General features: G+C 64.1%; 22 protein-coding genes. 14 read left to right on the top strand and 8 right to left on the bottom strand.

Annotation, left to right across the window (positions count from 1 at the left end):
• Positions 1–8: 8 nt before the first annotated feature.
• Positions 9–689 carry a GntR family transcriptional regulator gene (locus AAFG16_RS03395; RefSeq protein ID WP_342737292.1) on the top strand — a complete coding sequence of 227 codons (681 nt, stop codon included), beginning with the start codon at positions 9–11 and terminating at the stop codon, positions 687–689.
• A gap of 351 nt (positions 690–1,040) precedes the next feature.
• Here AAFG16_RS03395 and AAFG16_RS03390 read toward each other — a convergent pair whose 3' ends face one another.
• Entirely contained in the window at positions 1,041–1,229 is a 189-nt protein-coding gene (locus tag AAFG16_RS03390; protein ID WP_283083488.1) for a hypothetical protein, read from the bottom strand.
• A gap of 155 nt (positions 1,230–1,384) precedes the next feature.
• On the opposite strand from AAFG16_RS03390, the gene AAFG16_RS03385 reads away from it, so the two are divergent.
• The 3 genes from AAFG16_RS03385 to AAFG16_RS03375 all read left to right on the top strand — a co-directional run bounded on the left by AAFG16_RS03385 (position 1,385) and on the right by AAFG16_RS03375 (position 4,358).
• Complete coding sequence (locus tag AAFG16_RS03385) at positions 1,385–1,921, top strand: 3-keto-5-aminohexanoate cleavage protein (protein WP_342737290.1); 537 nt, start codon at positions 1,385–1,387, stop codon at positions 1,919–1,921.
• Positions 1,810–2,250, top strand: coding sequence for a 3-keto-5-aminohexanoate cleavage protein (locus tag AAFG16_RS03380; RefSeq protein ID WP_342740844.1), 441 nt, complete (start codon positions 1,810–1,812; stop codon positions 2,248–2,250). The genes AAFG16_RS03385 and AAFG16_RS03380 overlap by 112 nt, the downstream gene beginning before the upstream one ends.
• An 86-nt stretch (positions 2,251–2,336) precedes the next feature.
• Entirely contained in the window at positions 2,337–4,358 is a 2,022-nt protein-coding gene (locus tag AAFG16_RS03375; RefSeq protein WP_342737288.1) for a YgiQ family radical SAM protein, read from the top strand.
• A 29-nt stretch (positions 4,359–4,387) separates the two neighbouring features.
• Here AAFG16_RS03375 and AAFG16_RS03370 read toward each other — a convergent pair whose 3' ends face one another.
• Positions 4,388–4,627 carry a hypothetical protein gene (locus tag AAFG16_RS03370; RefSeq protein ID WP_342737286.1) on the bottom strand — a complete coding sequence of 80 codons (240 nt, stop codon included), beginning with the start codon at positions 4,625–4,627 and terminating at the stop codon, positions 4,388–4,390.
• A gap of 128 nt (positions 4,628–4,755) precedes the next feature.
• Between AAFG16_RS03370 and AAFG16_RS03365 the strand changes: the two genes are divergently transcribed.
• Positions 4,756–5,214 (top strand): Rrf2 family transcriptional regulator, encoded by a 459-nt coding sequence (locus AAFG16_RS03365; RefSeq protein ID WP_342737284.1) that lies wholly within the window; start codon positions 4,756–4,758, stop codon positions 5,212–5,214.
• A 26-nt stretch (positions 5,215–5,240) separates the two neighbouring features.
• A complete protein-coding gene (locus tag AAFG16_RS03360; RefSeq protein WP_342737282.1) occupies positions 5,241–5,924 on the top strand; it encodes a class I SAM-dependent methyltransferase in 684 nt (227 codons plus the stop codon).
• Positions 5,925–5,976: 52 nt separating this feature from the next.
• Here the strand turns inward: AAFG16_RS03360 and AAFG16_RS03355 are convergent, their stop codons facing one another.
• Entirely contained in the window at positions 5,977–6,315 is a 339-nt protein-coding gene (locus AAFG16_RS03355; RefSeq protein WP_342737280.1) for a hypothetical protein, read from the bottom strand.
• 227 nt (positions 6,316–6,542) lie between these two features.
• Between AAFG16_RS03355 and AAFG16_RS03350 the strand changes: the two genes are divergently transcribed.
• Together AAFG16_RS03350 and AAFG16_RS03345 are read left to right on the top strand one after the other, a co-directional pair.
• Entirely contained in the window at positions 6,543–7,628 is a 1,086-nt protein-coding gene (locus AAFG16_RS03350) for an AraC family transcriptional regulator ligand-binding domain-containing protein (protein ID WP_342737278.1), read from the top strand.
• Positions 7,629–7,637: 9 nt separating this feature from the next.
• On the top strand, positions 7,638–8,660 hold the full coding sequence (locus tag AAFG16_RS03345) for an LLM class flavin-dependent oxidoreductase (RefSeq protein WP_342737276.1): 1,023 nt from the start codon (positions 7,638–7,640) through the stop codon (positions 8,658–8,660).
• A 27-nt stretch (positions 8,661–8,687) separates the two neighbouring features.
• Here the strand turns inward: AAFG16_RS03345 and AAFG16_RS03340 are convergent, their stop codons facing one another.
• On the bottom strand, positions 8,688–9,128 hold the full coding sequence (locus AAFG16_RS03340; protein ID WP_283083480.1) for a hypothetical protein: 441 nt from the start codon (positions 9,126–9,128) through the stop codon (positions 8,688–8,690).
• Positions 9,129–9,282: 154 nt separating this feature from the next.
• Between AAFG16_RS03340 and AAFG16_RS03335 the strand changes: the two genes are divergently transcribed.
• The 3 genes from AAFG16_RS03335 (at position 9,283) to AAFG16_RS03325 (ending at position 12,281) form a co-directional block, all read left to right on the top strand.
• The gene (locus AAFG16_RS03335; RefSeq protein ID WP_342737274.1) at positions 9,283–11,088 is read left to right on the top strand and encodes a tetratricopeptide repeat protein; all 1,806 of its coding nucleotides are present in this window, start codon (positions 9,283–9,285) and stop codon (positions 11,086–11,088) included.
• Between the two features lie 218 nt (positions 11,089–11,306).
• Positions 11,307–11,660 carry a hypothetical protein gene (locus AAFG16_RS03330; RefSeq protein ID WP_283083478.1) on the top strand — a complete coding sequence of 118 codons (354 nt, stop codon included), beginning with the start codon at positions 11,307–11,309 and terminating at the stop codon, positions 11,658–11,660.
• Between the two features lie 294 nt (positions 11,661–11,954).
• On the top strand, positions 11,955–12,281 hold the full coding sequence (locus tag AAFG16_RS03325; RefSeq protein WP_283083477.1) for a hypothetical protein: 327 nt from the start codon (positions 11,955–11,957) through the stop codon (positions 12,279–12,281).
• 63 nt (positions 12,282–12,344) lie between these two features.
• Here the strand turns inward: AAFG16_RS03325 and AAFG16_RS03320 are convergent, their stop codons facing one another.
• From AAFG16_RS03320 to AAFG16_RS03310, 3 genes are read right to left on the bottom strand one after another with little or no spacing between them, the layout of a single operon-like run.
• Entirely contained in the window at positions 12,345–13,409 is a 1,065-nt protein-coding gene (locus AAFG16_RS03320) for a tripartite tricarboxylate transporter substrate binding protein (protein ID WP_342737271.1), read from the bottom strand.
• Positions 13,402–15,489, bottom strand: a complete 2,088-nt coding sequence (locus AAFG16_RS03315; RefSeq protein ID WP_342737269.1) for an acetate--CoA ligase family protein — start codon at positions 15,487–15,489, stop codon at positions 13,402–13,404. The genes AAFG16_RS03320 and AAFG16_RS03315 overlap by 8 nt, the downstream gene beginning before the upstream one ends.
• 3 nt (positions 15,490–15,492) lie before the next feature.
• On the bottom strand, positions 15,493–16,284 hold the full coding sequence (locus AAFG16_RS03310; RefSeq protein WP_342737267.1) for an enoyl-CoA hydratase/isomerase family protein: 792 nt from the start codon (positions 16,282–16,284) through the stop codon (positions 15,493–15,495).
• Between the two features lie 119 nt (positions 16,285–16,403).
• Between AAFG16_RS03310 and AAFG16_RS03305 the strand changes: the two genes are divergently transcribed.
• The 3 genes from AAFG16_RS03305 to AAFG16_RS03295 all read left to right on the top strand — a co-directional run bounded on the left by AAFG16_RS03305 (position 16,404) and on the right by AAFG16_RS03295 (position 17,960).
• On the top strand, positions 16,404–17,180 hold the full coding sequence (locus AAFG16_RS03305) for a helix-turn-helix domain-containing protein (RefSeq protein ID WP_342737265.1): 777 nt from the start codon (positions 16,404–16,406) through the stop codon (positions 17,178–17,180).
• 128 nt (positions 17,181–17,308) lie between these two features.
• Positions 17,309–17,596, top strand: a complete 288-nt coding sequence (locus AAFG16_RS03300) for a type II toxin-antitoxin system ParD family antitoxin (protein ID WP_342737263.1) — start codon at positions 17,309–17,311, stop codon at positions 17,594–17,596.
• On the top strand, positions 17,556–17,960 hold the full coding sequence (locus AAFG16_RS03295; RefSeq protein ID WP_342737261.1) for a type II toxin-antitoxin system RelE/ParE family toxin: 405 nt from the start codon (positions 17,556–17,558) through the stop codon (positions 17,958–17,960). Before AAFG16_RS03300 ends, AAFG16_RS03295 begins: the two co-directional genes overlap by 41 nt.
• A gap of 18 nt (positions 17,961–17,978) precedes the next feature.
• On the opposite strand, the gene AAFG16_RS03290 is transcribed toward AAFG16_RS03295, so the two are convergent.
• Positions 17,979–18,968, bottom strand: a complete 990-nt coding sequence (locus tag AAFG16_RS03290) for a threonine dehydratase (protein ID WP_342737259.1) — start codon at positions 18,966–18,968, stop codon at positions 17,979–17,981.
• Between the last annotated feature and the right edge of the window lie 211 nt (positions 18,969–19,179).

Here is a 19,179-nt window from a genome sequence, read left to right as displayed (position 1 = left end):
GCGAGCGCATGAGATCGCTCAAGCTCGATACGCCGAAATCGCTGTCGCAGCGGGTGGTGCTGCGGCTGCGGCAGGCCATCATCGACGGCGAGTTCGCGTTGGGCGCCGCCATCTCCGAGGAGATGGTGGCGAACGCCTTCGGCGTCAGCCGCACGCCGGTGCGCGAGGCAATGGGTCAGTTGCAGGCGCAGGGTCTCGTGGTGATCCGTCCGCAGGTCGGCAGCTTCGTGTTCACGCCGAGCGCAGAGGATATCGAAGCGCTCTGCACGTTCAGAATCGCGCTCGAGCCCAAGGCCGCCGCGCTCGCCTTTCGCCACGATCGCGATGGCGCAATTGCAGCGATGAGCGAGGCGATCGCGGCGATGGAGCCTGCAGTCGCGGCCAAGGACAACATCGCCTATGGCCGCGCGGACGCCGCCTTTCACGAGGCGCTGTTCACCCGTTGCGGCAACCGCTACCTCGCCGAATCCTACCAGCTCGTCTCCGGCCGCGTCGCTGCGCTACGCACCAATCTGACCTCGCCGATCGACGTGCGCACCCGCTCGTCCTTCGACGAGCATCGCAGGCTGCTCGATTTGTTCGCGCGCGGCGAGTTCACCGCCTTCGAAGCGCTGATGACGACGCACATCACCAATTCGGGCGTGGTCTATGCCAAGGCGCTGAAGGTGGAGAGGCCGAAGGCGGATTGAGCGCGACTATCGCGCGTCCTTCGATCCCGGCCTGTCCAGAAAATCCAGCGCGGTGTTGATCTGCTCGAGCTGGTGCTCAATTTTGTCGCGGTCCTCGACGGCTTGCGCCTTTTCGAGCAGTTCCACCAGCTTCTGCTTTCGCGCCAGCAAGTTCTCTATGACCGTACTCACAGCTCCCCCATCGCCCCGAAGCGAGCATCGGGGCAGAAGTCCGGTCACAGGCACTGGCGCCGGAATCGTCGAGGCACGCGCGAGCACGGCTCGCGCGGGTGCCTAGGTCAGAATGTTCGCGGAGACTGTTGGTTCCTGCGAGCGAACCACAATGCTGGGCACATGTGACAATTTCAGCGCTCACCGCACCGTGACCATGCCCGCGAGCTGCACCGGAGCCACATGGGTGCGGGTGACGGAGACCGAGAACACCGCCAGCAGCACGCAGAGCATCGAGAGCCTCATCCGCACCGTCCTGCGATCGGAGACCGGCAGGAACAGGAAAAACAACATCGCCAAGATCAGCAGCGCGTCGATCAGAAACAACATGGATCTCTCCCTTGAAACTGATGCGAGGATGCCGAGGCCCGCGCGGCCGGTATGTGGATGGTCTCACACACCGGATGGCGCTGTCCTCGCAAGGCGGGCGTGATACGCTCCCGCAAAACAAGCACCGCCATTCGGGCAAATGAGGGAAGCGCGCCATGCGCAAGGTCTGGATCGAGGCGGCACTGAATGGACCGTGGAGCCGCGCGCTTCAGCCCGGCATACCCGACACGATCGAGGCGATCGTCGCCGAGGGTATCGCCTGCGCGGAAGCCGGCGCGGCGATCATTCACACCCATGCCTATGACGGCGGCGGACCGCAGACGTTCGACTGGCAGGTCTACGCCCGCATCATCGAGGGCATTCGCGCCAAGATCGACGTGCCTGTCTATCCCTCCATCCCCGGCCTCGATGCGCGCGGCAATGTCGCCGATCCAAAGGCGCGCTTTGCCCATATCGAGCGACTGGCCGAACGCGGCTTGCTCGAATTCGCGGTGGTCGATCCTGGCAGCGTCAATTTCACGCTGACCCGACCAAGGCGCAGGCGAAGCCGGCGGAGACCTATCTCAATCCGGAGACCCATATCCGGCACGGGCTCGACGTCGCCAGACGCCACGGCATCCACCCCGCCTTCGCGATCTACGAGCCGGGCTTCATCCGCGCCGGCGCAGCGCTGGCGCGCGCGAGCGGCGTGAAGACACCGGTCTACCGCTTCATGTTCTCGCAGCAATTCGCCTTCTGCTTTCCGCCGAAGCCATATGGCCTCGCAGCGCTGGTCACGCTGACGGAGGAAGAAGCGCGCGGCGCGCCCTGGATGGTCTCCGGCCTCGGCGTCGACATCACGCCGCTGATCGGCGAAGCGGTGGCGCGCGGCGGCCATGTCCGCGTCGGGCTCGAGGATGCGCTGCTGGGCTCCACAGTGACCAATCTGCGCCTGGTTGAGGACGCCGTGCGGATGGTCCGCGAGCATGGTGGCGAACCGGCCGCGACAGCCGAGGTCCGGCGGGTGCTTGCCGGGGGTTGAAGCGCCCGGATCGCGTTAGGGGAACCTCAATCTTTCACGCGTCCGTCGGTTGAATTCGCGCGCCCGGGGTCTTATCCCTTGGCGCCATGGATATCCAGATCATCACCGCCGAGAAGCCCCTGATGGCGAAGGCGCGACCGCGCAAGCCGGCGCCGTTCCTCCCGATGAGCCGCGCCGAGATGGAGGCGCTCGGCTGGGATGAATGCGACATCGTGCTGGTGACCGGGGACGCCTATGTCGACCATCCGAGCTTCGGCATGGCGATCATCGGCCGCCTGCTGGAGGCGCAGGGATTCCGGGTCGGCATCATCGCGCAGCCGGACTGGCACTCGGCCGAGCCGTTCAAGGCGCTCGGCAAGCCAAGAGTGTTCTTCGGCGTCACCGGCGGCAACATGGACTCCATGGTGAACCGCTACACCGCCGACCGGCGTATCCGCAGCGACGATGCCTATACGGCGGGCGGCGAAGGCGGCAAGCGGCCGGACCGCTGCACCATCGTCTACGCGCAGCGCTGCCGCGAGGCGTTCAAGGACGTTCCGATCGTGCTCGGCGGCATCGAGGCCTCGCTGCGGCGGATCGCGCATTACGACTACTGGTCCGACAAGGTGCGCCGCTCGGTGCTGGCCGACGCCAAGGCGGACTTGCTGCTGTACGGCAATGCCGAGCGCGCCGTGGTCGAGGTAGCGCAGCGGCTCGCCGCCGGCGAGGCGCCGCGCGAGCTCGACGACGTCAGGGGCGTCGCGCTGTTCCGCCGCGTGCCTGAGGACTATTCCGAGTTGCACGCCGACGATCTCGATTCCGCCGACGAGGGCGCAACGCGCCAGAAGGGCGCGACCGTGATCCGGCTGCCGGCGCTGGAGCAGGTCGAGCAGGACAAGGAAGCTTATGCGCGTGCGTCACGCGTGCTGCACCGGGAGAGCAATCCCGGCAACGCGCGGCCGCTGGTGCAGCGTCATGGCGACCGTGATCTCTGGCTCAACCCGCCGCCGATCCCGCTCACCACCGAGGAGATGGACGCGGTCTACGACCTGCCTTACGCCCGCGCGCCGCATCCGTCCTATGGCGAGGCACGCATCCCCGCCTGGGAGATGATCAAATTCTCGGTGACGATCATGCGCGGCTGCTTTGGCGGCTGCACCTTCTGCTCGATCACCGAGCACGAGGGCCGCATCATCCAGAACCGCTCCGAAGGCTCGATCCTGCGCGAGATCGAAAAAATCCGCGACAAGACGCCGGGCTTCACCGGCGTGATCTCCGACATCGGCGGCCCGACCGCCAACATGTACCGGATGGCGTGCAAGGATCCGAAGGTCGAGGCCGCGTGCCGGCGGCCGTCCTGCGTCTTCCCCGAGATCTGCCCGAACCTCAACACCTCGCATGACGATCTGATCCGGCTCTATCGCAAGGTGCGCGAGACCAAGGGCATCAAGAAGGTGATGGTCGCCTCCGGCGTGCGCTATGACCTCGCGGTCGAGAGCCCCGAATACATCAAGGAGCTCGTCACCCATCACGTCGGCGGCTACCTCAAGATCGCCCCTGAGCATACCGAGCGCGGCCCGCTCGACAAGATGATGAAGCCGGGCATCGGCGCCTACAACAAGTTCAAGCGGATGTTCGATGAAGCGGCGGAGCGGGCCGGCAAGAAATACTATCTGATCCCCTATTTCATCGCGGCGCATCCGGGCACGACCGACGAGGACATGATGAACCTCGCGCTGTGGCTCAAGAAGAACCGCTATCGCGCCGATCAGGTGCAGACCTTCCTGCCCTCGCCGATGGCAACCGCCACCGCGATGTACCACACCGGTGTCAACCCGCTGCGCGGCGTCCGCCACGGCGGCAGCGACAAGGTCGAGGCGATCAAGGGCCTGCGCCAGCGAAGACTGCACAAGGCGTTCCTGCGCTATCACGACCCCGACAATTGGCCGGTGCTGCGCGAGGCCTTGATTGAGATGGGCCGCCGCGACCTGATCGGCTCGCAGCCCCACCAGTTGGTCCCAGCGCACCAGCCGCCCGGCACGGGCAAGGCCGCCGGCACCAAGCGCCCCGTTCGCCCCGGCGGCAAGACGCAGCGCTTCACGACCAAGGGCCTGCGGGTGATGAAGTAGCGGGCAAGAGCCCGTTGCTTTGGTGCCTCTTAAGATAAAATTCGAAAACAACCCCATGCACAGTAGCCGGGGGCAGCAAAATCAACGACTTGAAGCGCGACGAGCTTGAGATACGTTGTTGGCTCGCCTTCGCTTGTATCTGCGAGGCGTAGCCCTTCGGGAAAGTCGTTGTTGCGCACTTTCCGATTTTGCGAAATCGGTTGACCCGTCGGGCAAAACAGGCGCAAGATGGCATCATCGCATGCACTGGTTGTTTCGTCGTAGATCAAGCGACTGCCGTCGCGATTGATCCGACAGAATTGCACTCCGGCCCGTATCACCGGCCATACTCGTCCACGAACAGAGCGCGCGGAGAAACTTGTTGACCTCGGCGCCATCATGTAACATATGAAGTTACATGAAACGAGATAGCCGTCTATCCGGCGTACTCCACGTACTCCTGCACATGGCGCAGCAGCCCGGGCCCTTCACGTCCGAAACCCTGGCGAAGGCGATGGACACCAACCCGGTGGTGATCCGCCGCATCATGGCGGGCCTGCGCGAGCTCGGTTACGTCCGCTCCGAGAAGGGGCATGGCGGCGGCTGGACGCTTGCTTGCGACTTGTCGAAGGTGACGCTGCGGGACGTCTACGTTGCGCTCGGCAGTCCCTCGCTGCTCGCCATGGGCAACCGAACGGAGGCTCCGGGCTGCCTTGTCGAGCAGGCGGTCAATGCCGCGCTCGATCAGGCCTTTCACGACGCCGAAGCGCTGCTGCTGGCGCGCTTTGGCGAGGTGACGCTGGCGATGCTGGGCGATGATCTGCGCAAGCGGCTCGGGTCTCGAAAGATCCACCACATCAGCGCGCATGGCGCGTGAGCGGCTCCATTCACGGGGACAACATCATGACCGACATTCAAGCTGCGTTCTCGGATCCGCAATTCGTAGCTCGATATACCGAAGGGCCACGGCGGTTCGTGCCGGGCTATGACGCCATGCAGTCCATGGCGTCAATTCTGCTGGCCGAGAGCGTCCCCAGCGATGGGCAGGTGCTCGTCCTCGGCGCCGGCGGCGGCCTGGAGCTCAAAGCCTTTGCACAGGCACATCCCGGTTGGCGCTTCGATGGCGTCGACCCCTCTGGGCCGATGCTGGCGCTGGCCGGGCAGACTCTGGGAGAGCTCGCAGCACGTGCGCGCTTTCACCAAGGCTACATCGATGATGCCCCGGAGGGACCGTTCGACGGCGCCACCTGCCTCTTGACCCTCCATTTCGTGAATGTCGCCGAACGACGCCGGATCGCCTCGGAGATCCGCCGCCGGCTCAAACCGCGCGCACCGTTCGTGGTCGCGCATCTGAGCGCGCCCGATGGAGAGAAGGAACGTCCGCTGTGGCTGGCGCGGTACTCGGCGTTCCTGGCCGCATCCGGCGTCGAGCCGGAGCAGGCCGCGGCCGCACAGGATGCCGTCAGCAACCATCTGCAGATTCTGGCGCCCACTCACGACGAGGTGATCTTGCGCGAGGCCGGTTTCTCCGAGCCGACGCTGTTCTACACCGGCTTCGCCTTCCGTGGCTGGGTGGCTTACGCCTGAGGTAAATCAGCTGTACGGCTTTGCCGGGAGCTGGCGGTCTGCGCAGCGATTGTCAGCCTACCGTTTCGCTGTCTGCACAAAGCGGCGCTTCCGCCAAACGGCTCGCTTGCGAAGCAAAGTCCTCGAACGCTGCGACCGCATCGCGCATGTTGTGACAGCCGCGACTGTCGAGCGACGCATGAACGCTGAGGTCGAACAGCTCCATCCAGAACAACGGGCTCTCGGGCAGTCCCGCCCCAAGCGCTTCAAACATGCTGATCTCGCAATCCCCGACCCGCTCGAGCGCAATCGTCCGGGAGCAATGGGCGATATGAGGAATTCCGAGCAACTTTCCGTAACCTCGTAAAATCTTCACGTTGATGGGCGGCGCGGCGCCGTCACTGCTGGACATCAAGGCCATCGTAACTTTCGGGGAGGGGGTTGCCCCGAGAACGCAAGACCAGTCTGAGGGCAGACAAGCGATTTAAGTCACACGCCCCCCGGTTTCTTGTTATCGTGAGCCAATAAGTTGATTTTTCATGCCGTGGTCACGATCGGCGAGCCCAAAGAGCGAGGCCCGCAGCGGCAACGACGAAAGGGTTCGGTGTGCCGGCTGCCCATTCGCCCCATTTTGAAACAATGCCCAGCGCGACCGGCGGAATCGCCCGCCTGGTATGGGCACGCCTGCGGGCCGCCGGCATCGAGGCGGACGGTCTGCTGTCCAGGGCTGGTTTGACTCTCAAGCAGATCGAGGATCGCAAGGCGCGCCTGAGCGTCGAGAGCCAGATCAGGTTTCTGGAACTTGGGGCCGAGGCGCTGCAAGACGACAGCCTCGGCTTCCACCTGGCACGAGACTTCGACCTTCGTGAAATTGGCCTGCTCTATTACGTGGCAGCATCCTCTGGCACGATCGCCGAAGCCTTCGCAAAGGCCGAGCGCTATTGCCGTCTCGCCAACGAGGGGATTTCGCTGCGATTCGCCGCGAAAGAGATGACGATCACGCTGAAATATGTCGGTGTAGAACGGCACTCGGACCAGCACCAGATCGAATTCTGGCTGACCTCAATCATTCGCATGAACCGCGCCCTGACCAATCGCCGCCTGATCCCGAGCCGGCTCAAAGTGGTACATCGCCGTCGAACGACGCCCACAGAGGTCAGATCGTTCCTTGGGCGCGAGATCGAGTTCGGGTCCGATGTCGACGAGCTCGCTTTCCCGGTATCCGTGGGGCCGATGCGGATCGAAAGTGCTGACCACTATCTGAACGATCTGCTGGTGACGTATTGCGAGCAGGCGCTCGCGCACCGGAAATCCGTCGGTGTGCCGCTCAGATCGAGCGTTGAGAATGCAATCGCCCCATTGCTCCCGCATCGTGAGGCACGGGTCGAAGAGATCGCCCGCCGCCTGGGGATGAGTCATCGCACGCTGGTGCGGCGCCTCGCTTTGGAGGGGCTGACCTTCAGTGGCATCCTTGACGAGATGAAGATCGACCTTGCCAAGAGCTATCTGAAGAACGATGAACTGCCTATTTCGCAGACAGCCTGGCTGCTCGGCTACGGCGAAGTCAGCGCGTTCACTCACGCGTTCAAGCGCTGGACCGGAATGACGCCGAGGCAATGGCGCGCCCTGGACACCCCCGAACGGGACCACGACGCAGGCGACGGGCCAGCTCGTGAGCAGGTTTCCTCCGAGAGGCCCATCGCAAATCGCCGCGACCATCCCTAAATTGCTCCCATGAAAAAGATCGGATTCCTCTCCTTCGGGCACTGGACGCCCTCGCCGCAATCGCAGACCCGCTCGGCCGGGGACACGCTGCTGCAATCGATCGAGCTGGCCGTTGCGGCCGAGCAGTTGGGGGCGGACGGCGCCTATTTTCGCGTGCATCATTTCGCGCGGCAGCTGGCTTCGCCCTTCCCCCTGCTCGCGGCCGTCGGCGCCAGGACCAGCAAGATCGAGATCGGCACCGCCGTGATCGACATGCGCTACGAGAACCCGCTCTACATGGTGGAGGATGCAGGAAGCGCCGATCTCATCGCCGGCGGGCGGCTTCAGCTCGGCATCAGCCGCGGCTCGCCGGAGCAGGTGATCGATGGCTGGCGCTATTTTGGGTACCGGCCGGCGGAAAGCCAGAGCGATGCCGACATGGGCCGCCGTCATGCCGAAGTCTTTTTGGACCTCCTGCGCGGCGAAGGTTTTGCCGAGCCCAATCCGCAGCCGATGTTTCCCAATCCGCCGGGACTGTTGCGGCTCGAACCGCATTCGGCGGGCTTACGCGAACGGATCTGGTGGGGCGCCGGCTCGAACTCGACCGCGGTGTGGGCGGCCAAGCTCGGCATGAATTTGCAGAGCTCGACGCTGAAGAACGACGAGACCGGCGAAGCCTTTCACGTGCAGCAGGCTGCGCAGATTCGTAGCTATCGCGCCGCATGGAAGGAAGCCGGCCACAGCCGCGAGCCGCGCGTGTCGGTGAGCCGCAGCATCTTCGCGCTGATGGACGATCGCGACCGCGCCTATTTCGGCGGCGAACGCGGCGGCGAGGACCAGATCGGCTTCATCGACCCGCAGACCCGGGCGATCTTCGGACGGAGTTATGCGGCTGAGCCTGACGTGCTGATCGAGCAGTTGCGCCAGGACGAGGCGATCGCGGAAGCCGACACGCTGCTGCTGACGATTCCGAACCAGCTCGGCGTCGCCTATTGCGCGCATGCGATCGAGGCGATCCTGACGCATGTCGCGCCGGCGCTGGGGTGGCGGTGAGGCGGCCCGACCGCTCTACTGCGCAGGTCAGGCCATCTCTGACTGCCTCCTGATCTTCTCGAGCCAGGCCGTCAGGCGCGGATGTCTGGCGTATCGGGCTTGCAGGTCCGCCAGTTCCTGCTGAAAGACCGGCAGCGACAGCAGCCTTTCGATGTCGGGCTCCCTGATCTTCCAGATCTCCGCTGGAAAGAAGCCGTGCACCTTGAGCTCGTAGAGCTCGAAGATCGCGTGGATGATCTCATGCACGGCCCGCTGCTCTTCCGCCGTGATTTCGAGGTCGCCGGCGGCCCCTCGCTCGAGGAACACTCCGACCGGAAGGCGGCGCCGCAGGTCGGAGACCCGGTCGGAATATCGCAGGAAGATGTCCGCGCCCAGGCGCCGGTTGTTGGTATGGAGCGCCGCATAGATCGCCGCCATACCAACGATGACCGTGCCAAGCGTCATGAATCTGAGAATGTGTTCGATCACGCGTCCGTCTCCTTGCGCGAGGCTTGTGAAGACGATCGTAACCGCCGGCTGCCCAGCTTTCTACTATGAGCAGAATCATGCATTTTTGCCGGCCTCAACGTCAAAAGTCGAATTGGCCGGACATCGCTAGTGCCGCGCCGCCAGCAAGAGCTCAATGACAGCCCGCAACGTGCCAGCGATGGAAACACCAGCCGCTTACTGTGAAGCGGGCCTTCAGCATCTCCGGGCCGGACGGCATCTCGACGCCCGTGCTTGCTGCGAGCAGGCCCTCACGATGGATGCGGAGCACACGGACGCCCAGCATCTCATGGGCCTGCTGTGTCTCCACGACAAACACTACAATGACGCCCTGGAGTGGATCGTCCGCGCGATCCGTCGGGCGCCCAAGCCCGAATATCTTGCAAGCTTCGGGACGGCGTTGCAGCAGCATGGGCGCTTCGAGGAGGCGCTCAACGTCGTCGACAACGCGATCCAGCTCCGGCCTGACGACGCCGGCTTGTGGCGACAGCGCGGCGACATCCTCTCTCAGCTGTCGCGCCTCGATCAGGCCCTCGCGAGCTTCCAGCACGCGCTCAAGCTCGATCCGAATCATCACGACGCCCTGCGCAAGAGCGGGACTCTCCTCCACAAGCTCGGGCGGAACGAGGAGGCTATCGCGCATCTGGACCTCAGCGACAGGCTGTTCCCGAACCATGCTCCGACGCTGCAAGCGCGCGCATGGATTCTCTACACGCTGAAGCGGTTCGAGGAGTCCGCGGCCGAGGGCAAGCGCGCGCACCAGCTCGCTCCCGACAAGGCCGACACCTGCAACAATCTCGGCCTTTCGCTGCGCCGCCTCGGCAGGGATGAAGAGGCGTTGGCATGGTTCGAAAAAGCCATCGCGATGGAGCCGCACGTGGGGGCGGCCTTCAACAACAAGCTGACCACGCTGTTCCACCTGCATCGCTTCGACGAGGTCTTCGCGTTGTCCGAGCACATGAAGTCGCTCGGGCTGAATGATACTGTGACAGACTGGAATGTGGCCCTGGCTCATCTCCTGACAGGCGATTTCGAGGCCGGCTGGCGCGGGCACCAGACCCGATTGAAGCTGCCTTCGGCAAAATACGCCGAGTTCGCACAACCGATGTGGCTCGGTGGCGAAGACATCGCAGGAAAGACGATCCTGGTCGCCGCGGATGAGGGACTGGGGGACACGATTCACTTCGTCCGCTACGTCCCCATGCTGGCGGCGCGGGGGGCGCGCGTTATTCTTGCCGTTCAGGACCCGCTGCGTCGGCTGATGTCTCCTCTGAGCGGCGTATCCCATCACGTCCCGATGTCGGCTGCAGGCACGCTGCCGCATTTCGATTTGCACTGCCCGATATCCAGCCTTCCGCTCGCCTTCGGCACCCGCCTCGATACGATCCCGGCGGACATGCCGTATCTGCCCTCGCCTCCGGACGACCGTATTCAGGCCTGGGACAATCGTCTCGGTCCTCGAACCAGGCTCCGGGTCGGCCTCGCCTGGTCCGGCGATCCGGCCCACGTCAACGATCAGGCGCGCTCCATTCCGCTGCGGACGCTGTCCCGTATCCTCGACGCCGATGCCACTTTTGTCAGCCTCCAGAAGGGGCCACGCCCGAGCGACGCCGCAGTGCTGCGGGAGAGAAACGACATCGTCGACCTGACCGCCGACCTCACCGATTTCATCGAGACCGCCGCCTTGATGAGCTGCCTTGATCTCGTGATCACCGTCGACACCAGCATCGCCCATCTCGCCGGCGCCCTTGGCCGTCCGACCTGGCTCCTTTTGCCATGGACGCCCGACTATCGCTGGCTGCTCGACCGCACAGACAGCCCCTGGTACCCCAGCATGCGGCTGTTCCGGCAGACCGAGACGCGTGAGTATGAGAGCGTGCTTGATCGCATCCGCGACGAATTGCGCGCACGGGCCAGCTCATTTGAACCCGGCGCGCACTGAGGCATGATCCGGACTGAAGGGCCACGTCAGCGCTGCGAAGAGTTCATGCGCAAACGACAACCGGAAGCGCGCTAACCATTCATCGCGATCCCGATCGCGCTTCGAGCCCGGCATGCACGGCGATCGATGGCCGTCGCTCTTGAACCCGAATAGTGCGAGGGCCGACGAAGGTGGGTTCTGTCGCATCTTCCGCGACACCTCCCGCTGTCGAGCAAAACATGAGAAGGCGAATTTCCGTAATGATCCTCGTTGCCGCCCTGCCGTTGCTGACGGCGTGCGGGCAGCCGGTGCCGGAGGACAAGGCCGCTTATGTCGGCGAGTGGCACGCGCCGGCGATGGACGTCGAGCTCACCAAGGACGGGATGGTGCGCTACAAGCGCGTCAGGCATGGCACCGCGATCGGAGAGGCCACGACGACCATCAAGGCCCCGCTGCGGCGGTTCGAGGGCGACAATTTCGTCGTCGGAATTCCATTCATTTCGACGACCTTCGAGGTGTCGACGCCGCCTCATCAGGATGCGGGGACATGGAAGATGGTGGTCGACGGCGTGGAGCTGACCCGCGATCCGTAGCTCGACATGTCCATGATCAACGTCGGGAGCAAGGTTGGAAGTTCCTGCGTGGCGCCGAAAATCCCCACCCGGCGGTCCTCCCCCTTGGGACTGCGACGAAACACTGCACCAGACGATGTGAACTGATGCGGGGGCGACGGCATTCGGCTAAAAGCGCGATGAGATCAGGACGAATCGTCATCGCGCTTTAGGTTATTGTTTGAGCATGATCTTTTCGGAAAGCCGCTACGCACTTTTCCGGATCATGCTCTAGGTTGATCGGCCCCCGGGTTCCGCGCACCGAAGGGAATACATATGCCAACCAAACCGACCATCGCGCGCATCTGGCGCGGCCGCACCCGCCGCGATGTCGCTGACGCCTACCAGGCCTATCTGCAAGCCGAGGGCATTCCCCCGCTGATGAAGACGGCTCTCGGCGTGCAGCAGTTGCGCGAGGACCGTGATGAGGAGACGTGGTTCACGACCATCTCCTACTGGGCCGATATCATGGCGATGACGGCATTCACCAAGGGCGAGCCGAGCAAGGTGCATCATCTCGCACGCGATCCGGAATTCCTGATCGAGCTGCCGGAGCGCATCGAGATCCATCGCATTCTCATCGACGAACAGGGTCTGCGCTGAACGCCGGCGATAGCGTGGAGCTGACCCGCGCCCCGTAACGCGTATCAGCTCGGAATGCCGAACCTATTGCACCTCGATGTTGGCGTCCTTGACCAGCTTGCGCCAGCGCTCCTCCTCCTGCCCGACATAGCGATCGAGCTCTTCCGGAGCGCTTCCAACCATGATGAGGCCTTCGTTCGCCTCCAGCTGCTTGAAACCACCTGACTTGACCGCCTTTGCGACTGCCTGGTTCAGCCGCGCAATCACCGGAGCCGGCGTTTTGGCCGGAGCGTACAATCCGTACCAGGACTCGGCGGCGTAGCCGGGCACGCCGGCCTCAGCGACGGTCGGCAATTGCGGAAACGCTGCCGAACGTTCGGCCGATGTGACGGCCAGCGCCCGGAGCTGATCTGCAGCCACCAGCGAGGCCGCACTTGCCACGGTGGTGAACATCACGTCGATCTGCCCGCCGAGGAGATCGCTGATCGCAGGCGCCGCGCCCTTGTAGGGCACCGCCGTCATCTTGACCTTCGCCATGGAATTGAACAGCTCGCCGGCGAGATGGGCCGAGGTGCCGGTGCCGAACGTGCCGAAATTGAGCTTGCCCGGATTGGCCTTGGCCTCCGCGATCAGATCGGCGATCGAGTTGATCTTGGATGCCGGGTTCACGACGACGATGTTGAAGGAACGCGCGATCAGCGAGACCGCCGAAAAATCCTTGTGCGGATCGAACGGCAGCTTGTTGTACAGGCTCGGATTGACCGCATGCGCGAAGGTCGCCATCAGCAGCGAATAGCCGTCGGGCTCGCTGGTGGCGACCGTCTGGGTGCCGATGATGGTGCCGGCGCCCGGCTTGTTCTCGATGATGACGGATTTGCCGAGGTCCGTCTGGATTTCCTGGGCCGTCGTTCGCGCGATGATGTCGGTTCCGCCACCGGCCGCGAACGGCACCACGATCTTGATGATCTTCTCGGGAAATTCGGCCCGCGCCGGCGCAATTCCCATGCCGGCAGCGACTGGCAAGACAGTACAGGCGAGGATGGCGAGGCTCAGCCAGCGCCACGCGGCAAAGCCCTTCCCGCGAGCGCCGTCGTCATTGATGATTTCGCCAAAGGCCATCTGGAGCTCCATCCGATTTTGTTCAGACATTGAGAACAACCAATCCGTCTGCTGCCTTCACGCCCTGGCCCGCCGGCAGCACGAAGACCGGATTGATTTCGGCCTCGACAAGGCGGTCGCCGAGCTGCGCAACCATGCGCGAGAAGGCAACGATCGTTGCTGCGAGCGCTTCGACATCGCATTTCGGCCGACCGCGAAAACCGTCCAGCGACGGCCACGTGACGAGATCGCGCGCCATCGTGCGAGCCTCGACGAGGCTGAGGCCGCCTTCGGGGGGAAGCAGGCGCATCGTCGTGTCCTTGAACAGCTCGGCGGTGACGCCGCCCATTCCGAGCAGGATCGCTGTGCCCAGGGGATCGCGATGCATCCCGAGAATGATCTCGACGCCGCCTGAGATCATCTCCTGAACCAGGAAGCGTTCAGGCCGATTGCCGGTCCTGAGCGCAACCTCGTCAGCCATCGCCGCCAGGCGGGCGCCAATCGTTTCAGCGGTCAGGTTGACCGCGACACCGCCGACGTCGCTCTTGTGCGCGATCTCGTGCGAGAGAATCTTGAGCACGACCCGGCCGCCAAAGTCTCGCGCAGCCTGTTCCCCGTCGCCTGGCGTTGCGACCACTTTCTCCGCCACGACCGGAACACCGAAGCGGGCGAAGAGTGCTTTCGCTTGTGCCTCATCCAGCGATCCCGCCGGAAAGTCGCTGACATCGGCCGTCGTCGCAATCGAACCGGAGGTCTGGACCTCGTTCGGCATTCCGGCCTGCAAAAGCCCGTCGAGCGCAGCGGCGCAGCTTTCGGCGGATGTGTAGGCCGGGACGCCGCGCCGGGTGAGGACGGAGACCACGTCGGGCGCGTAGGGGCTCACATAGGCAACGACGGGCTTGTCGCTGAGCGGCAGGCAATCGTGAATGGCATCGGCCATCAAAGCCGGCGATCCCACCGCCGACGAGCCGGCAATGACCGCGAGCGCATCGTAGGAGGGACTGGCGAGCAGGATCTTGATTGCGGCGCGGAGCAGATCCGGCTGCAGGCCGGCCAGGGTCACGTCGATCGGATTGCGATCGAGCGCGGCATGCGATCCCGACTGCAATGCGCGCAATTGCGCGGCCGTCTCGGCATCGGGGGCGGGCGTTGTGAAGCCTGCGACGCCGAGACTGTCCGATACGATCGTGCCGGCGCCGCCGGTGGAGGTGAGGATCGCCACGCGCCGGCCGCGCAGCGCCCGTCCGGCCACAAGCAGCGCAGGAATGTCGAGCAGATCTTCGAACGTCCTGGCGCGGATCACGCCGAGTTGCCTGAACAGGGCGTCGTACATGCGATCGGAGCCCGCGAGCGCGCCCGTGTGCGAGATCGCCGCCTTTGCGCCCGCCTCCGACCGCCCGATCTTGAAGGCGACGATTGGCTTGCCGGCGCGCTGCGCCTTGAGAACGGCTTCGCGAAAGCGGGCCGGATTGCGGATCGCCTCGATATAGAGCGCGACGACCGTGGTCGCATTGTCACCGGCCAGAAAGTCGATGAAGTCGGCGAGCTCGAGATCGGCTTCGTTGCTGGTCGACACCAGCTTGGACAGTCCGATGCCGCGCGCTGCGGCGCGCGACAGCAAGGCGCCCAAAATGCCTCCGCTTTGCGAGACGAGGCCGATGGGGCCCGACGGAAAGCGATCCATCGCCAGCGCGCCGGACGCCGAAAGCACGATGTTGTCCGTGAGATTGACGAGACCGATGGTGTTCGGCCCGAGCAGGCGCATGGATCCGGCGGCTTGCATCAGCTGCTGCTGGCGCGCGGCGCCCTCCGCCCCCATTTCAGTGAAGCCGCTGGCGAGAACGATCGCCGCGGCAGTCCCGCGCTCGGACAATTCGCGCACCGCGATGTGGGCGCGCTCGGCACCGAGCAGGACAATGCCGACATCAGGCACATCAGGCAGCGACGCGACGTCGGGGTAGCAGGCGAGACCGCCGATCTCCGCGACCTTCGGATTGACGGGATAGATGTCACCCGCAAAGCCATGCTTCTGGAGATAGGCGACCGGCCGCCCCGACGTCTTGGTCGGGTCCGCAGACGCGCCGATGATTGCGACACTGCGCGGCCGGATCAGGCGTTCTATCGCGTCCATGGCTCAATCCTTAGACGAGGATTGCGCAAGGAACGCCGTCACGGCGTCGCGATGCTCGGCACTGGTGTAGCAGATCGCCTGCGCCTGGCTGCCGAGACTGAAGATATCGTGCGCGGAATGCTCGAAGGTCTCGTTCAGGATCTTCTTGCCCAGCGCGAGCGCGGTGGCAGACCCTTGAGCCAGTTCGGCCGCCCAGGCCTGCGCGGCGGGCAGGAGCTCGGCCGACGCCACCTTGCGATCGACGATGCCGAGCGCGAGCGCTTCGTCAGCCTCGACGACGCGGCCGGTGAAGATCAGCTCCTTTGCCCTGGGAAGCCCGACCCGGCGCGGCAGGAAATACAGGCCGCCGCCATCGGGGATCAAGCCGCGCTTGATGTAGGACCAGGTGAATTTCGATCGTTCCGTTCCCATCACGAAATCGCAGGCGAGCGCGGTGTCCGCGCCGAGCCCCGCCGCGGCGCCGTTGACGGCGGCAATCGTCGGCTTCGGCAGGCCCAGCAGGAACGATTGAACGTAGTGCACGCCCTGCTGACGGCTCCAGCCGTTGAAGGCAACCTCGCCCTGCGGCGCGGCGAGCCGGCGCTTCATTCCGCTGATATCGCCACCGGCACAGAAGGCGTTGCCGCGCCCGGTCAGCACCAGGGCCTTGATGGCCTTGTCGCGGGCGACGGTTTCGAGCGCACTGACGAACTCGGCGCGCATCTCGTCGCTCATGGCGTTGCGCCGCTCCGGCCGGTTGAATGCAATGGTCGCGACACCGGCTTCGACAGAGAATTCGATGAGCTGATAGGACATGGCAAGGCCCGTGGTTGGCGTGCGCTGCGAGGCATTGGTCGTGTCTTGAAAGTATCGCGGCTTGCGTCATCCCGAACATCCCCCTATTCCACTGAGTGGAAATGCCGGGAGGGGTGGATTTGGCACAGGCGCGCAGATATGCGGGCGGGGTTGACGGCAACCGGTCGCTCGAAAGGGGCATCGAGATCCTCCGGGCGTTCCGGCCCGGCGTCGACACGCTGGGCAACGGCGAGATTGCGGAGCGAACAGGATTGCCGCGATCGACGGTCAGCCGGCTGACGCGAACGCTGGTCAATTCCGGAATGCTCGACGAGGTGCGCAGCGAGCGGACGTACCGCCTTGCCGCGTCCGTCATCAGCATCGGCCACGCCATGCGGACGGGATCACCGGTGCTCAACGCGATCGGCCCGATGATGCGGGCGGAGTCGGCGAAGCGCCGGCTGAACGTCGGGTTAGCTGCCGCTGATAGGACCATGATGGTTTACCTGGAGTCGATCCGCTACAGCCCGCGCGCGGCGCTGCGCAACGTGGTCGCCGGCCAGCAGGTCCCGATGGAGCTGACGTCGCTGGGTCGCGCTTACCTCGCCGGCATCGCCGAGACCGAGCGCGAGCGATTGCTAAGACTGTTCAAGCGGCGCAGCACGGCTGCCACCAAGGCGCTGCTTGCAGACGTCAGGACGTCGATCCGCTGCGTCGCACGCGACGGCTATTGCGCGGTGTCGTGGCAGCCCGGCGTTCTTGCCGTCGCAACGCCCATCGTGCTGGACGGGCTTCCGGTCTACGCACTCAACATGAGCCTGCAAAATGTGGATCGGTCCGACGCGCTGGCGAGCGAGATGGGCTCGTACCTCAACGCTTTTGCGGCCAAGTGCAAGGAGGCGCTGGCGGGCCGGTGACGCCGCGATGGGAACGGCGGTCACACGCGGCGGCTGGACCAGCAGCGCCACTATCCCGGTTGAATTCATGAGGCTATGGCATATTATGCCATAAGCGCGAGCCCGCTTTCAACGATCAGAGGACGCCAGTGCCCACGAGAAATGTCGTACTGACGGAGCGTCAGGAAGAGCTCCTCGAGACCCTCGTCAAGTCCGGCCGCTACCAGAACGCCAGCGAAGTGCTCCGTGATGGTTTACGGCTCGTGGAGCAACGCGAGGCGGAGGATGCGGGCAGACTGAAGGCCTTGAGAGCAGCTGCTCGCACCGGCGTAGGAGCGCTGGATCGAGGAGAATTCAAGCAGTTTGACGATATCGAGGAACTTCAAACCTATTTGAATGACCTCTCGGAGAAGATCATCTCCGGAACGACCGAATAGAGCTCTCATGGCCGAGCGGAGATGGCGCGTTGGCCTCGGCGCTGCCGCAGAAGTCGACTTTGCCAACATCCTCAAATGGACCGCTGAGAATTTTGGCGCGCGGCAAGCACGCGTCTATCGCGATACGCTCATTCAGGCGATTGGCGAACTCGCCGACGGTCCCGATGCCGCAGGCTCAAGGGCCCGTGACGAGATCATGTCAGGCCTTCGTACGCTTCACGTCGCGCGACGAGGTCGCCGCGGAAGCCACTTCCTGATGTACCGGGCTGCGGCGAACAGAACGATCGAAATCGTGCGTATCCTCCACGATAGAATGGACTTTCAGCACCACGTTCCATCTGCTCCCGACGAGCGTAGCGAATAGAGCAAATGCCGCCGCATGTCAGCCGACCTTCGGCGTCTCGCCCGCCAAGATCCGCAAATAGACCGATGCATCGATATTGCCGCCGGACAAAATCACTGCAACCCTCTTTCCGGCCATGCGGGCGCGCTCTTGCATAAGCCCAGCAAGCGGGGCGGCGCCCGCGCCTTCCGCAACGTTGTGAGTATCCTGGAAATAGGACCGTACCGCTTCAGCGATATCGTCCTCGCTGAGCTGCAAGACGCGGGCAGCGCCGCGTTTGATGATGGCGACGGCCTCTTGACACGGATCGCGTGTCGCCACCCCATCGGCAAACGTTTGCGCCGAGTTTGTTGGAACTGGCTCTCCGGCAGCGAACGACAGCGCCATTGCCGGAGCTTGGCGGGCTACGACGGCAACAATTTCGGTCTTGAGGCCGAGAAGATCGCGGGTCGTGATCAAACCACAGATGCCAGATCCCATGCCGATCGGCACATACACGGTATCGAGGTCGGCGATGGCGCGAAACAATTCGAGCGCGTATGTCGCGACGCCCTTGACTTGGTCTCGGTTGAACGGCGGGATGAAATGCAGCCCTTGCTCATGCGCGACCCGATGGCATTCGGCGAGCGCCTGGTCGAAATCTCTGCCGAATTCGACAACGGCGGCACCGAATGCGCGCATGGCGGCATTCTGGTCCGTTGAGTTGCCGCGAGGCACGTAGATCGTGGCCGGAATACCTGCCCGAGAGGCGGAGAATGCGATGGATTGGCCATGATTGCCTCTCGTGGCCGAGATAACCCCCGTCACTTTTGTCGGTGAGCGGCTCAGATTGTCCATGTAGACGATGCCGCCACGTACTTTGAAAGCGCAAGTCGGCGTGTGATTCTCGTGCTTCACCCACACCTCGCAACCCGTCCGCTTGGCAAGAAGCGGCCAAGCATACTGCGGGGTCGGTGGTACCGCACGATGCACGAGTTGAGCCGCAGCTTCCAATTCGCCGAGAGTAAAGAGCGGGTCGGACATAGCCATCGAAAACCTCCGAGCAAGCCCGTCGATATTAGCTCGATGGGCTCGATGCGCTTTCACGTGCTTGATCTATAATGGCGCATGGGCCCGACCGCGCGTTGAGACCATTGCTGTCGCGAGCGCTTCGGGCTAGGGCGGATGTCATGTCGGAAACAGGAGCTGAATTTGGTAACTGCGCCGCATCGGTCGGCTTTGCACTGTGAGGAACCGGGGT

This window comes from Bradyrhizobium sp. B117 (genome assembly GCF_038969555.1).
In the GTDB taxonomy this organism is placed as follows: domain Bacteria; phylum Pseudomonadota; class Alphaproteobacteria; order Rhizobiales; family Xanthobacteraceae; genus Bradyrhizobium.
The sequence above is the reverse complement of the archived record's forward strand: the minus strand, read 5'-3'. Positions and strand labels throughout refer to the sequence as shown.